The following is a 13,787-nucleotide window of genomic DNA, read 5'->3' on the forward strand; positions in this document are numbered from 1 at the left end:
AAACCGTGCTCTTCCTTTACACCGTGCTCATGGTGTGCAGCGCGATACTGCTGGTCGCCGGGGTCGTGGAGCAGCGGCGGCACTTCGCCAACCTGGACAACATCCCCACCCGGGTGCTGGTCAACGGCATCCGCGGCAAGTCGTCCATCACCCGGCTGTGCGCGGGCGCGCTGCGCGGTGGCGACCTGGTCACCGTCGCCAAGACCACCGGTACGGCCGCCCGGTTCATCCACCCCGACGCCACCGAGGAGCCGGTCTACCGCAAGTTCGGCATCGCCAACGTCGTCGAGCAGATCGGCATCGTGCGGCGCGCCGCCGCCTACCGCCCGGACGCGCTGGTCATCGAGTGCATGGCCGTCATGCCGGCGCTCCAGGAGATCAACCAGTCCAAGCTGATCCGCTCCACGATCGGCGTCCTGTGCAACGTCCGCGAGGACCACCTCGCCGAGATGGGCCCCACCCTGGACGATGTGGCGCGCTCGCTGTGCCGCTCGATGCCGGAGGACGGGATCTGCGTCACCGCCGAGAAGGAGCGCCTGCACATCCTCCAGGAGGAGGCCGACGCCCGGAACTGCCGTCTGATCTACGCGGACCCGGAGACGGTCAGCGATGAGGAGCTGCGCGGCTTCAGCTGGTTCACCTTCAAGGAGAACGTGGCGATCGCGCTCACCGTCGCCGAACTCCTCGGCGTGGAGCGCAAGGTGGCCCTGCAGGGCATGTACGACGCGCCGCCGGACCCCGGTGTGCTGTCGGTCGAGCGCTACCGCACCGACGAGGGCAAGCGGCTGCGCTTCGCCAACGTCTTCGCGGCCAACGACCCCGAGTCGACGCTGATGAACATCAACCAGCTGCTCGACCTCGGCGCGATCCACCGCCCGCTCAACGTGGTGATCAACTGCCGCCCCGACCGCGTCGAACGCAACGGCCAGATGGGCGAGATCATCCCCGACCTCGACCCCGAGCACGTCTTTGTGATCGGCCACCCGGCCAAGTCCGCCATCGACGCCATCCCGGCCTCGTACCGCTCGCGCGCCGTCGATCTCGGCGGCGACCGGCGCGATCCGGAGGAGTTCATGGCGCAGATGCTCGGCATGCTCGGGCCCAACTCCTCGCTGGTCGCCATCGGCAACATCCACGGCCAGGGCGAACTGCTTCTCGAGCATCTGGCCGAGCTCCCGGCCGACGACTCCCCAGACGAGCCCGGCGCCGGCGACGGCGAGGGCGTTGTTGTCCCCGAGGGCACCCGGCCGGCCACCGCTCCCGTCGGAGCGACCGCGCCGACCACGCCGGCCGCGTCGGCGCTGCCCGCCCTGCCCGCCTCGTCGTCCGCCCTGCCCGCCCCGCCCGAACACGTCGACACAATGCGGCTGTACGCGCCCCGTATCGACCCCTACCAGCGGTACCCGGAGGCGTACGAGACCCGGTACGGGCAGCGGCAGCCCGCGGCGCAGGACGGCCAGGACCGCCCCCGCGGCTACTTCGAGCCCCGAGTGCCGCCCCAGCCCCTCAAGGCAGACCCACCCCTCATGGCAGACCCGCCCCCCGCAGCGGACCAGCCCGCCGCGGCAGCCCAGCCCCCCGCCGAAGACCAGCAGTGGCACAGCTCAGGAGAGCCGCGTTGATCCCCTCCGTCCTCACCCCAGAGATCGCCGCGCTCGGTATCGCGCTCGGGCTCATGTTCTCGCTCGTCTGCTATCTGACGACCAACCTCTCGCCCGGCGGCATGATCACTCCGGGCTGGCTCGCGCTCACCCTCGTCGAGGACCTTCAGCGCGCCGCGATGGTCATCGGCGTCACCGTCCTCACCTATGTGTGCGTCCTGCTGCTCCAGCGCTTTGTGATCCTCTACGGCAAGCGGCTGTTCGCGGCGGTCGTGCTCACCGGCGTACTGCTCCAGGCCACCGTGATGATCGCGCTGACCATCGAGTTCCCGCTGATGTACAGCAACCAGACGCTCGGATTCATCGTCCCCGGCCTGATCGCCTACCAGCTGGTGCGCCAGCCCAAGGGGCCCACGCTGCTGGCCACCGGCTCGGTGACACTCATGGCGTATGTCGTCCTCACCGCCGGGATCCTGCTCGGCGTCATGCCGTCCTCCTGACCCCACCCCCGGAGCCGACCATGTCTGCCAAGAAGACCTCGAAGAAACGCGGCGCGCTGCACGCCGTGACCGTGCTCGCGCTGCTCGGCGCCAGCGCCTATCTGACCGTGGAGCTGCGGAAGGAGGAGGACTCCAAAGCCCCGGCGGTACAGAAGGTCACGGACAATCCGCAGCTGGAGAACAGCGCGGAGGACACCGGGGCCCGGACCTGGGAGCGGCTGAAGAACCCGGAGCGCACCGTGCTGCGCGGCTCCAAGGGCCAGGTGCTCGCCACCTTCACCGACGGCGCCCGCACCGCCACCCTCAAGGGCCCCAGCCGCACCTTCTCCGAACCCGCCAACACCAACTCCCGCGTGGTGACCGAGGACTGGGTGCGGCTGATGCCCGAGCCCTGGCGCCAGGGGGCGGAGAAGGAGCAGTGGTTCAAGGACTGGTTCAAGCAGAACTACGGCAGCGAGGAGGACGACATCTTCGCGATCGCCTTCCAGTACAGCCAGGGCGCGCCGCTCAAGAAGGACGACGAGGGCATTCCGTACGCGGGTGACGCCGTCTTCGGGCCGTTCAAACAGGACGGTGTGGACCGCCTGGAACAGAACGACTTCTACGACTACTTGGGCATCCCGTACACCTTCCGCGACGGCACCACGCTGCAGCCGCGCAAGGAGCGCTACCGCGCGCTGGACTGCTCCGGCTTTATGCGCATGGTGTGGGGCTATCGCGCCCGCTACCCGCTGCGGGCCACGAACGTCGTCGGGGACGGGCTGCCGCGCACGGCTGACGGCATGGCCCGGTCGACGGTGGGCGCGGACATCATCAAGCTCCAGGGCCCCTCGCCCTGGTACCAGCGCCCGGCCAACATCGATGTGCTGCAACCCGGCGACCTGCTCTTCTTCAAGATGGACCACCGCACGGGCAACCACATGGACCATGTCGCGCTGTACCTCGGCGTGGACACCGACGGCCACCGGGTGTTCATCTCCAGCCGCAAGGAGGTCAACGGACCCACCATGGGCGACAAGGGCGGCGCCTCGCGCATCGACGGCAACGGCTTTTACGCCCAGCTGTTCCGCAGCGCGAAGCGGCTCTAGACGCCGGGTCGCCTGAACACCGGGTCGCCTGAACACCGGGTCGCCTAAACACCGGGGCTGGGTTCGGACGGCTGCGTGGAGGGCCCCTCCCCGGTGGGGCTGGTGGGGCCGGTGGGGCCGACGGTGGCGGTGGTGCCGCTGAGCGGCAGGGTCATCGCCACATGGCCCCAGTCGTCCAGCATGGTGACCTTCGCGCTGTACGTGGTGCCCGGCTCGGCCGAGGCGGGAGGGCTGAACACGACCTCGAAGACGCAGAAGCCGGAAGCGGACCTCGGAGGGCCCGGTTTCTGGGTGGCGGGGCATGAGGTCGCGCGGACGCGCCAGGCGGTGGGGTCGCTGACGGCGAGGGTCTTCGCGTCGTCGCACTCCCAGTAGCTGTCCCAGGTCACGCTCTTGCTGTCCTGCTCACCCGCCGCCACCGGTCCGAAGGAACCGACAGCCAGCGGAACGGGCGGGCACTGGCCGGAGCCATAGGTGGGCTGCCCGGTGGTGGGCTCGGCGGTGGTGGTGACGGGGGCGGTGGTGGCCGTCGGGACGGTGGTCGTCGCGGTCGGCAGGCCGGTGGTCGAGATGGCGCTCGACGTGGGTGCGCTGGTCGGGGCCAGGGTGGGCGTCGGGTCGAAGGACGTGATGGGGACGGTGGGGTCGGCGCGGGGGCTTTCGCCGCCCGCGCTCGCGAACGCCACGAAGACGCCACCAGCCACCAGCAGGGCCGCCGCCGTCCCAATGGCGACCGGATTCGCCGCGAACGAGCTCAGCGCCGACTTCCCGGCCGCGGCCGAGCCGTGGCCCACGGCATGGCTCACCGCCTGGCTCGCGGCGTGGCCCGAGACCGGGCCGCCCAGGTGTCCGGCCGCCGCGCCGGCGCCGAAGGACAGCCCGGCCGCGACCCCGACCGCCAGCCCGAGCGCCCGTCTGCGCGCCTCTTCCTCATGGGTGAAGTACGCCAGATCGGCAGCGGCCCCCAGCGCGCGGGCCGCGCCCGCGCCAAGCCCCAGAACCTGCCGCCAGGAGCCCCAGCGCAGCGAACGGGCCAGGGCGGGAGCGGTGAAGCGGGCGAGGTCGCGAACGGCTCCATGGCCGCCCGCGAGCGCGGCCGCCTCCAGGACGCGGCGGACCACCGCGGACTCGACGGCCAGCTCATGACGGGTGGCCCCGCGCGCCCAGCCCGCCAACGCGGCAGCCAGCACGGCCGGATCCTGCGCGGGCCCGGTGCGCTCGGCGACCAACGGGGCGAGCCGCCCCGTGGCCCGGAAGCCGCCGCCCTCCGAGGAAGCCAGACGCAGCGCCTCCAACTCCGCGGCGGCCCGGTCCACTCCGGCGGCGCTGGTGGCCCCGACGGGGTGGGCTGGTCCGGCGGGCCCGGCGGCGATCACGGACAGCAGCGCCGGGGACAGCGGAAGGGGCTCGACGGCGCACAGAATGCGCAGCAGCTTGCCCGCCCCATCACTGAGCCCACCCGCCACCCCGACCGCAAGCGCCCTTTCGTCCACCACGAGCCCGGCGGAACCGGCGGCTCCCGCGGACTCCATACGCCCCGCCCCCGCGGAGCGCAGGGCCGCGGCGGCCTGCAGCAGGCTCAGGGGGTGGCCGCGTACGGTGGCGATCAGACGGGCCGCCGCCGCTCGCTCATCGCCCCGCAGCGGGCGGCCCAGCTCCTCGGTGAGCAGCGCGAGCGCGGGCTGCTCCAGCAGCCCGTCCAGGCGCAGGGCCCGCCCCTCCTGCCCCTCCTGCCACTCCTGGCGCTCGGCGGTGACCACCAGGACATCGCATCCGGGCGTGGCCGCCACCAGCTCCGTCAGATCCTCGGCCGAGCCTTGGAAGTCGTCGACCGCGACCAGGGCGTGGACCGACGCCATCAGCTGCTGTGCCACCGCCGGCGCGGGCTTGTAGTCGGGCGCCTCGTAGCACGCCTGGAAGAGCTCCTGGACGAGGTCGTCGACCGGCACCCCGGCCGCCGGGAGATACACCACGTCCTGGCCGCGGGCCACGGCGTCGGCCGCGAACCGGCGCAGCAGTAGGGACTTGCCGATGCCGGGCGGACCGTAGATCTGCACCGGGTGGCCCTGCGACAGCCACCGCCGCAGCGCCGCCAGCTCACCTTCGCGGCCCAGCAGCTCGGGCATGCGGCACGGCAGGGCGCGCCCTGCGGGACGGGCTCTGCGGCGGGCAAAGGGCGGCGGCTCGCTCCGTACGGTCACCGAGGAGCCGCGCTCGGCATTGATCACGACATTGCGATCACCGACGACGACCTGTCCCTCGACATCGCCGTGTACGTGGACCCCGCTCCCACCGGCCATCGGGCTGCCCCTCCCCCTAGCGCCAACCCAATTCGAGTTGTAGCAGGAGAATTAGCCTGTTAGCCAGCGATATTTCTTATTGATCGATAATGACCGATCTGCCACCGGTCACCCCCGTACCCTTCCCCTATGCTCATCGCACGCTCCATTGCCTTGTTCTGCCTGGCCGCCCTCTTCGAAATCGGAGGTGCCTGGCTGGTCTGGCAAGGGGTGCGCGAGCACAGGGGATGGGCGTGGGTCGGCGCCGGAATCATCGCGCTGGGCGCCTACGGGTTCGTGGCCACGCTCCAGCCGGACGCGGAGTTCGGTCGCATCCTCGCGGCGTACGGGGGCGTCTTCGTCGCCGGGTCGCTCGCCTGGGGCATGGTCGCCGACGGCTACCGGCCCGACCGATTCGATGTGGCCGGAGCGCTGATCTGCTTGGTCGGCGTAGCTGTGATCATGTATTCGCCGCGAGGCCGGTGACGACTTAGTCAGCCTCTCGGGTCACGCTCAGGACGCAGCCGGTGTCCGGGTCGATCAGGACCTCCCAGACCTCGTGGTCGCGCTTGACGTCGACGTCCCAGACCTGCTTCTTGGACTCCTCGTGCCGCGACTCCTTGTGCTCACGGTCCTTGTTGTGGTCCTGGCCCTTCTCGTCCTCGTCCTCGTCCTTGTTGTGGTCCCGGCCCTTGTCCTTGTTGTTGTCGCCGGTCCGCTGCTGCGGGCCCTTGTGGTGGTTGTCCTTGCGCTTGGACTCCTCGCCCTTGTGCGCCTCGTCCTCGTCGCACTCGTCTTCCAGCTCGGCGCTGACGGCCTCGCCACCGACCTCGCACTCGGCGATCTCAACGGCCTCGTCGAGCGTCACGGGGCCGCTGCGCTTCTGCTCCTCCTTGTTCTCTTCTTCCTTGTTCTCCTCCTCCTTGTTCTCCTCCTCGTGGCGGGCCTGCTTCTTCCCCCACTTCTTCTCCTGCTGCTTCTCCTCCTGCTGCTTCTCCTCCTGACGCTTCTGGTCCTCGTGGCGGGGCTCCGTGGCGGCCTCGGCCTCGGTCGCGCCGTACGGCTGCGCCATACCGGTGGTGTACTTGGCGATGGCGGCGTACGCCTGCTCGGCGCCGGGGACCGAGCGGTAGTCGTTGCCCTGGGAGCCCTCGTTGCCCTCGGCGGCGTACTGCTCGTCCATGGCCTGGTCGGCGGAGGGCTGCGCGAGGCTCCGCTCCTGGCCGCCGCCGTACTTCCCGCCGTTCTCGTGCTCACGGCCGTTGTCGTGCTCGCCGTTCTCTTCCTTGTTCTCGTGCTCGTTCTTCTTCTCGTGCTCGCGGCCGTTGTCGTGCTCGCGGCCGTTCTCGTGCTCGCCCTTGTTCTCATGATCACGGCCGTGGTCATGGCCGTTGTCGTGGTTCCCGTGCTGTTCCTCTTGGCCCTGCTCGCAGTTGCTGCTCATCCCGGAGTGGGGGCTGGGGGTCGCGCCGGCCGCCCAGGCAGCCGTCGGCGAACCGGCCACGAGTGCCGCGGCGGCGATGGCGCCAGCCGATACGACACCCCAACGTCGGAGGGCACGACGGTGCAGCTGGGTAAATCTCTTGTGCTGGGTCATGGGCTGTATTCACTCCTTGGCACAGGGAGGCTCCGGCCCGGCGGCGCGCCGGACGCAGTGCACCCTTCCCCGGGCCTCTGGCGCCGTAGCGGATTTCGATCTTCAGTCCCCCGATTGGCGGCCAATCTGTACGTCATATCCTGCGTATGGATTACAAACACAACGCGCATATGCGGACCCCGCCCAACACGTCGCCTCAGGAGGGCCGATGACCACCCGTACCGCAGTCGTCACCGGTGCGAGCAGCGGGATCGGGGCCGCGACCGCCCGCCGCCTCGCCGCCGCCGGATTCCGTGTCGTCCTCGCCGCCCGCCGCAAGGAGCGCGTCGAAGCCCTCGCCGCCGAGCTGACCGAGGCCGGGCACGAGGCCGAGGCGTACCCGCTGGACGTCACCGACCGCGCCGCCGTGGACGCCTTCGCGGCAGCCCTGGACCGCTGTGACGTACTCGTCAACAACGCGGGCGGGGCCCTCGGCACCGAACCCGTCGCGACCGCCGACCCGGCCGACTGGCGGGCGATGTACGAGGTCAATGTGGTGGGCGTGCTCAATGTCACACAGGCCCTGCTGCCCGCGCTGATCGCCTCCGGCGACGGCACCGTCGTCGTGCTGTCCTCCACGGCGGGCCACATCGCCTACGAGGGCGGCGGCGGTTACGTGGCCGCCAAGCACGGCACCCACGCCATCGCCGCCACCCTCCGCCTCGAACTGTGCGGCGACCCGGTGCGGGTGATCGAGATCGCCCCGGGCATGGTCCGCACGGACGAGTTCGCGCTGAACCGCTACCGGGGCGACGAGGACAAGGCCGCCGCGGTCTACGAAGGCGTGGCCGAGCCCCTGACCGCCGACGACGTCGCCGACACCGTCGAGTGGGCGGTCACCCGCCCCTCACACGTCAACGTCGATCTGATGGTCATCCGCCCCCGCGCCCAGGCGGCCCAGCACAAGGTGCACCGGGAGCGCTGACCCGCCCCCTCACGCGCACGACGACGGCCCGCCCCGGTACAGCACCGGGGCGGGCCGTCGTCGATGACGGTGCGCGGGTCAGGCGGCTTCGCCGGTGCGGATGCTTATCCAGCCGGTCCAGCCGGTGCAGTCACGGTTGATTCCGCTGCTGCGGGCACAGACGCGGAATTTGATCCGGCCGGTCTCCGTCATGTCGTAGTCGCAGGTGACTGTCCAGCCCGTGCCGAGCGCGTTGTCGCACTCGCCCTCGCGGCCGTAGTCGGTGTACCAGTCGACCACGGTGCGCTGGCCGTCCCCGTAGAGGTCGGTGGCCTGGATGTCGTCGCCGTTGCCGATGAAGCACCCTTTGCCCGTCCAGACGTCGAGGGTCGGGTGCAGGTTGCTGACGCAGGTCTTGCCGTCTGCGGCGGAGGCGGGGGCGGCGGAAAAGCCGCCCACAATCAGAGCGGCGGCGCCGACCGCGGTAGCGGCACGGGAAATGAATCTCACCTGTTCTCCTCTGCGAATCAGGGGAATCGATTGCGGAGATGCTAGCGGCCTCAGGCAGCCGTGAAAACCGTCTGCGATCAAGCTCTTTGTACCGTGAAGTAGCAGGTAAGGTCAGCGCATTTGACTGCCGATCGGTAAACCGGACACAGCCTTTCCAAGCTCCGCGCCGGTAACCTCAGAAGAACCTCAAGAAATTCACGAACAGAAAGCAGCCTGCTATTCTCCGCTGCGTGTCGGCGATCAATCCCGTGCCACTGATGGCGAATTGGACGCGGTTTCTTTCGAATTGCCAGGGCGCGGGCAGCACGATGGCCCCGGCCTTGATCGGCCGGGGCCATCGATCACGTGCGGTCCTGCGCCTCAACCCTTCACACACACCAGCTGCTTGAGCTTCGCCACCACCTCGACGAGGTCCCGCTGCTGGTCGATCACCTTCTCGATCGGCTTGTACGCGCTCGGGATCTCATCCACGACCCCGGCGTCCTTACGGCACTCCACGCCCCGCGTCTGCTCCTCCAAGTCCCGCGTGGAGAAGCGCTTCTTCGCGGCGTTACGGCTCATCTTCCGACCCGCGCCGTGCGAGGCCGAGTTGAACGACGCCGCGTTCCCCAGGCCCTTGACGATGTACGAACCGGTGCCCATCGAGCCGGGGATGATCCCGTAGTCCCCGCTGCCCGCCCGGATCGCGCCCTTACGGGTCACCAGCAGGTCCATGCCCTCGTAGCGCTCCTCCGCCACGTAGTTGTGGTGGCAGGAGATGACGGGCTCGAACGTCGGCTTGGCCTTTTTGAACTCCTTGCGGACGACGTCCTGGAAGAGCGCCATCATGATCGCGCGGTTGTACTTCGCGTACTCCTGCGCCCAGAACAGATCGTGCCGGTACGCCGCCATCTGTGGGGTGTCCGCGATGAAGACCGCCAAGTCGTGGTCGACCAGGCCCTGATTGTGCGGCAGTTTCCTGGCCTCGCCGATGTGGTACTCGGCCAGCTCCTTGCCGATGTTCCGGGAGCCGGAGTGCAGCATCAGCCAGACCGAGCCCGACTCGTCGAGGCAGAACTCGATGAAGTGGTTACCGGAGCCGAGCGAACCCATCTGCTTCACGGCCCGCTCCTGACGGAACCTGACCGCCTCGGCGACCTCTCCGAACCGCCCCCAGAAGTCGTCCCACCCCGGCGCCGAGAATCCGTACAGCTGCCCCTGGTCGACCGGGTCCTCGTGCATTCCGCGCCCGACCGGGATCGCCCGCTCGATCCGCGACCGCAGCCGCGAGAGGTCCCCGGGCAGGTCCTCGGCCGTCAGCGAGGTCCGGACCGCCGACATCCCGCAGCCGATGTCCACCCCCACCGCCGCCGGGCATACGGCGCCCTGCATCGCGATCACCGAGCCGACGGTGGCGCCCTTTCCGTAGTGCACATCCGGCATCACGGCCAGGCCCTTGATCCACGGCAGCGTCGCGACGTTTCGCAGCTGCTGCATGGCCACGCCCTCGACCGTCGCGGGATCGGTCCACATACGGATCGGAACCCGCGCCCCGGGCAGCTCGACATACGACATGATTTACTCATTCCCCCATAGAAAACTGAAAAGGCAAAAGCCGGACCAAGGCCCCCAATATCGGCGGGCGACCGGCAGACGCGGCGGCGCGTGCGATAGACATTGTCTGCAGGCCCCGCCCACGGGCGGCAAGCAGTTTTCGCTCCGTGTTCGCTCGGAGAGACCTTGAAAGGACGGGGAGAGTGCAGCCAGCGCAGCAGCGAAGGGCGTACGCAGCGGGTGCCGCACGGGCCGCCGCCGTGGTCACCACGGTGCTCGCCGCCATCGGCCTGAGCGGCTGCACCAGCACCGCCTCACACGCGGGCCTCGACGACGGCAAGCCAGGCGACTCCGGGGCGCCGGTCGCCGCCGCGCCCGGCAAGTACCGCACCCTCCCCGAGGCGTGCGGCGCGATCGACTCCAAGACGCTGCGCAATCTGCTGCCCGGCGCCGAGGAGGACGACCCGGTCTACGACGGCCAGGCCACCGTCACCTATGACACCAACCGGCGCGTCGGCTGCCGCTGGAAGCTGGAGACGAGCAGCGGCACCCGCTATCTCACGCTCGACTTCGAACGCGTCGTCTCGTACGACCCGACGGTCAGCGACGACGACCAGGCGAAGGAGCGGTACGAGAAGAAGGCCGCCGCCACGCACGTCCCGGGTGCCTCCGAGACCCCCAGCGCCCCCTCCGGCTCCTCCGGCTCCTCCGGTTCGGAATCCGGCTCCGGCTCGCCCGGCAAGGACACCCCGAAGGGGTCCGCGTCGGCCTCCTCCGACTCCGGGAAGGACGATTCCGGGAAAAACGGCTCCGGCAAGGACGGTTCCAAGACCGAGGGCACCAAAGTCGAGGGCACAACGCCCCACGCCTCCGGAACCGACGAGCCGGGGACCCGCGGCACGGACGCCTCCGGCGACACCGACGCCTCGGAGACCGCCGCACCGCGCCGCCTGGACGACCTCGCCGACGACGCCTTCCTCGACGACCAGCTCATCACCAGTGACTCCGGTATCCACCGAGATGTCACCGTCGTCTTCAGGTCCTCAAATGTGATTGCCACCATTGAGTACGACCAGTGGTCGACCAACAAAAAGCACATTCCCAGCAGCGAAGAACTGCAGGTCAACGCCGAAGATCTGGCCCAGGAGCTGACCGGGCGGCTCAACGAATAGACCGGTGTAGGGGGCCTCGCGCAAGACGCCCGAATTGGGCTGTGCGCGCATCGGCCGCGTACCGTGCCGTGTCATGACGCGGGCGGGACGGCCGCCCATCGACCGAGAACGAGCGAAGGACCCATGCACCGAACAGCCCCTCGACTCGCCCGTATATTCGTCAGCGCAGCCGTACCGGTGGTGCTCGTCGCCGGCTGCTCCTCCGGCTCCGACAAGGACTCGAAGGACTCGGCCAGCCCGTCGAAATCGGCCACGCCCAGCCCGACGCCGACCGTCGCGGCCGCAAAGTACAGCAAGCTCCCGGCGGTCTGCCCGACCCTGTCCGCCAAGACGATCGACGAGTTGGTCCCCAAGGCCGAGAGCAAGAAGGGCAAGGAGCTCCCCTCCGCCGACGCCAACCAGTCGGCCAGTTGCCTGTGGACCGGCCTCAACGGGTTCAAGTACCGGCAGCTCACCGTCTCCCTCAAACTTTTCAGATCCGAGGTGTCGCTGGGCTCCGGCGACAAGCGGGCGCAAGGCTACGCCGGCGACCAGGCCCAGAAGGCCGCCACGTCCGACGGCGCCAAGAACGCCAAGACCGGGCAGGTGTCCGGCATCGGCGACGCGGCCACCACCGTCAGCACGGAGTCGAAGAAGGACGGCGACGAGTTCCGGAACCAGACCATCGTGGTCCGCACCGCGAACGTCGTCCTGACCCTCGAGTACAACGGCGCCGGCTACGAGGACGAGAAGACCCCGGACCCCAAGGCGCTGCTCAAGGACGCCGAGACCGGGGCCAAGGAGGTCGTCGCCGCCATCGAGAAGGACGCCGAGAAGAGCGGCGCGAGCAGCGCGGGCAGCGGCGCGAGCAGCAGCGCCGCGTAGCCACCGCCCGCCGCCGGCCGAGCCGTTGCGACCCCCTTCCCGTCCACCGCCCTTGACGTGTATGCGACGCTGGGCGCGCCGAATGCCGTAGGACGGGGGAGGGGTCGCGGGTGGCCGCGATGCAGTTGACACGTACGCACCGCATATTGATCGGGGTGGTCGTCACCGGAGCGGTGGTGATCGCCGCGATCGGTTTCGCGGGCTCCTACGCCGCCGTGCGCGACCTCGCCCACGACAAGGGATTCGGCGCCTTCGCCAACGTCCTGCCCATCGGGATCGACGCGGGAATCGTCGTCCTGCTCGCGCTCGATCTGCTGCTGACCTGGCTGCGGATCCCCTTCCCGCTGCTGCGCCAGACGGCCTGGCTGCTGACCGCGGCCACCATCGCCTTCAACGGCGCTGCCGCCTGGCCCGACCCGCTCGGCGTCGGTATGCACGCCGTCATCCCGATCCTGTTCGTGGTCTCCGTCGAGGCCGCCCGGCACGCGATCGGGCGGATCGCCGACATCACCGCCGACCGGCACATGGAGTCGGTCCGCGTCGCCCGCTGGCTGCTGGCACCCGTGCCGACCTTCCGGCTGTGGCGCCGGATGAAACTGTGGGAGCTGCGCTCCTACGACCAGGTCATCAAGCTCGAACAGGACCGCCTCGTCTACCGCGCCCGGCTGCGGGCCCGCTACGGCCGCGCCTGGCGCCGCAAGGCCCCGGTCGAGTCGCTGATGCCGCTGCGCCTGGCGCGCTACGGGGTGCCGCTGGCGGAGACCGCCCCGGCGGGGCTCGCCGCGGCGGGCCTGGACCCGGCCGAGCTCACGCCCGCACCGCTGCCCGCCGCGCTGCCCTACGGAGGCAGGAACGCGGGCATTCCCGGGGCCGCGGGAGCGGTCGGGGTTCCCGGGGCCGCGGGGGCGAACGGGGCCGCGGGAGCGAACGGGGCCGCGGGAGCGAACGGGGCCGCGGGAGCGAACGGGGCCGCGGGAGCGAACGGGGCCGCGGCCCAGGAGCGTGAGCTGCCCATGGCCTTCCCACTGCCGGTGTACCAGCAGCAGGGGTACCAGCAGCCCGCCGCGCCCGAGCACGACGGGCGGGCGGCGACCGGCTTCGAGCAGCAGGCCGCGGGCCATCCGGCGGCCGGGCAGCCGCAGGGGCAGACGCATGCACAGGTGCCGGACGAGGGGGCGCAGCCCCAGCCCGGGCCCGCCCAGACCCAGCAGTTCCAGGTTCAGCAGCCTGCGCCGGAGGCCGAGGAGGCTCAGGAGACCGGGCCGCAGCTGACCGTCCCGGTCGGCCCGGGGGGCCGGGTCCGGCCGCTCGGCGGGCAGGGCACCAGCAGCCAGGTCCCGTATGTGCCGGCGCAACGGGGTCAGGAGCCCCATGGCGAGCCCGAGCCGTCCGACGGATTCATTCCGTCCGTTCCGCCCGCGAACCTGCCGGACGACATGCCGCGCGACGAGGCGTACTACGGGGCCTTCCACCAGCACGTCACCAACAACGGCAAGTTCCCCTCCCCGTTCCAGTTCGGCCGTCTGCTGCGCGAGAGGTACGGCGTAACCGACCTCAGCGACGGCGATATACGCCAGCATCTGGAGGAGTGCAAGGAGCGGTACAGGCTGGAGATGCCCACCACCTAGGCATGCTGTCCCGGGCGGCGAGCGGGCGGGCCGGACTCACCACGAGTCCGGCCCGCCCGCTGTCCAAGAACG

The 13,787-nt window shown here is 70.1% G+C and carries 12 protein-coding genes; 8 read left to right on the forward strand and 4 right to left on the reverse strand.

What is annotated here, in order from left to right; translation table 11 throughout:
• The first annotated feature begins 5 nt into the window (after positions 1-5).
• From pgsB to ACH4U7_RS15860, 3 genes are read left to right on the forward strand one after another with little or no spacing between them, the layout of a single operon-like run.
• The gene (pgsB, locus tag ACH4U7_RS15850; RefSeq protein WP_398528471.1) at positions 6-1,622 is read left to right on the forward strand and encodes a poly-gamma-glutamate synthase PgsB; all 1,617 of its coding nucleotides are present in this window, start codon (positions 6-8) and stop codon (positions 1,620-1,622) included.
• Positions 1,619-2,101: a poly-gamma-glutamate biosynthesis protein PgsC/CapC gene (locus ACH4U7_RS15855; protein WP_358630818.1), complete on the forward strand. Its 483-nt coding sequence runs from the start codon at positions 1,619-1,621 to the stop codon at positions 2,099-2,101. The genes pgsB and ACH4U7_RS15855 overlap by 4 nt, the downstream gene beginning before the upstream one ends.
• Positions 2,102-2,121: 20 nt before the next feature.
• A complete protein-coding gene (locus tag ACH4U7_RS15860; RefSeq protein ID WP_398528472.1) occupies positions 2,122-3,189 on the forward strand; it encodes an NlpC/P60 family protein in 1,068 nt (355 codons plus the stop codon).
• A gap of 44 nt (positions 3,190-3,233) precedes the next feature.
• On the opposite strand, the gene ACH4U7_RS15865 is transcribed toward ACH4U7_RS15860, so the two are convergent.
• On the reverse strand, positions 3,234-5,489 hold the full coding sequence (locus tag ACH4U7_RS15865) for a hypothetical protein (RefSeq protein WP_398528473.1): 2,256 nt from the start codon (positions 5,487-5,489) through the stop codon (positions 3,234-3,236).
• Positions 5,490-5,618: 129 nt separating this feature from the next.
• On the opposite strand from ACH4U7_RS15865, the gene ACH4U7_RS15870 reads away from it, so the two are divergent.
• Positions 5,619-5,954, forward strand: a complete 336-nt coding sequence (locus ACH4U7_RS15870; RefSeq protein ID WP_014178616.1) for a YnfA family protein — start codon at positions 5,619-5,621, stop codon at positions 5,952-5,954.
• Between the two features lie 4 nt (positions 5,955-5,958).
• Here the strand turns inward: ACH4U7_RS15870 and ACH4U7_RS15875 are convergent, their stop codons facing one another.
• Positions 5,959-7,065: a hypothetical protein gene (locus ACH4U7_RS15875; protein ID WP_398528474.1), complete on the reverse strand. Its 1,107-nt coding sequence runs from the start codon at positions 7,063-7,065 to the stop codon at positions 5,959-5,961.
• A 208-nt stretch (positions 7,066-7,273) separates the two neighbouring features.
• Here ACH4U7_RS15875 and ACH4U7_RS15880 point away from each other — a divergent pair, with 208 nt between their 5' ends.
• On the forward strand, positions 7,274-8,029 hold the full coding sequence (locus ACH4U7_RS15880) for an SDR family NAD(P)-dependent oxidoreductase (protein WP_398528475.1): 756 nt from the start codon (positions 7,274-7,276) through the stop codon (positions 8,027-8,029).
• Between the two features lie 78 nt (positions 8,030-8,107).
• On the opposite strand, the gene ACH4U7_RS15885 is transcribed toward ACH4U7_RS15880, so the two are convergent.
• Positions 8,108-8,518 carry a hypothetical protein gene (locus ACH4U7_RS15885; protein ID WP_398528476.1) on the reverse strand — a complete coding sequence of 137 codons (411 nt, stop codon included), beginning with the start codon at positions 8,516-8,518 and terminating at the stop codon, positions 8,108-8,110.
• A 360-nt stretch (positions 8,519-8,878) separates the two neighbouring features.
• Entirely contained in the window at positions 8,879-10,072 is a 1,194-nt protein-coding gene (locus tag ACH4U7_RS15890; RefSeq protein ID WP_398528477.1) for an RtcB family protein, read from the reverse strand.
• Positions 10,073-10,254: 182 nt separating this feature from the next.
• Between ACH4U7_RS15890 and ACH4U7_RS15895 the strand changes: the two genes are divergently transcribed.
• The 3 genes from ACH4U7_RS15895 (at position 10,255) to ACH4U7_RS15905 (ending at position 13,715) form a co-directional block, all read left to right on the forward strand.
• Positions 10,255-11,223 carry a DUF3558 domain-containing protein gene (locus tag ACH4U7_RS15895; RefSeq protein WP_398528478.1) on the forward strand — a complete coding sequence of 323 codons (969 nt, stop codon included), beginning with the start codon at positions 10,255-10,257 and terminating at the stop codon, positions 11,221-11,223.
• Positions 11,224-11,346: 123 nt separating this feature from the next.
• Positions 11,347-12,087 (forward strand): hypothetical protein, encoded by a 741-nt coding sequence (locus ACH4U7_RS15900; RefSeq protein WP_398528479.1) that lies wholly within the window; start codon positions 11,347-11,349, stop codon positions 12,085-12,087.
• 110 nt (positions 12,088-12,197) lie between these two features.
• Positions 12,198-13,715, forward strand: a complete 1,518-nt coding sequence (locus ACH4U7_RS15905; RefSeq protein WP_398528480.1) for a DUF2637 domain-containing protein — start codon at positions 12,198-12,200, stop codon at positions 13,713-13,715.
• The last annotated feature ends 72 nt before the right edge of the window (positions 13,716-13,787 follow it).

Source organism: Streptomyces sp. NPDC020845 (genome assembly GCF_044334165.1).
Taxonomy (GTDB): domain Bacteria; phylum Actinomycetota; class Actinomycetes; order Streptomycetales; family Streptomycetaceae; genus Streptomyces.

Bases quoted from the DNA above. Each gene is read 5' to 3' on its own strand.
- ACH4U7_RS15900 (WP_398528479.1), top strand. From the start codon at position 11,347: ATGCACCGAACAGCCCCTCGACTCGCCCGTATATTCGTCAGCGCAGCC.
- ACH4U7_RS15875 (WP_398528474.1), bottom strand. From the start codon at position 7,065: ATGACCCAGCACAAGAGATTTACCCAGCTGCACCGTCGTGCCCTCCGA.
- ACH4U7_RS15860 (WP_398528472.1), top strand. From the start codon at position 2,122: ATGTCTGCCAAGAAGACCTCGAAGAAACGCGGCGCGCTGCACGCCGTG.
- ACH4U7_RS15880 (WP_398528475.1), top strand. From the start codon at position 7,274: ATGACCACCCGTACCGCAGTCGTCACCGGTGCGAGCAGCGGGATCGGG.
- ACH4U7_RS15865 (WP_398528473.1), bottom strand. From the start codon at position 5,489: ATGGCCGGTGGGAGCGGGGTCCACGTACACGGCGATGTCGAGGGACAG.
- ACH4U7_RS15890 (WP_398528477.1), bottom strand. From the start codon at position 10,072: ATGTCGTATGTCGAGCTGCCCGGGGCGCGGGTTCCGATCCGTATGTGG.
- ACH4U7_RS15870 (WP_014178616.1), top strand. From the start codon at position 5,619: ATGCTCATCGCACGCTCCATTGCCTTGTTCTGCCTGGCCGCCCTCTTC.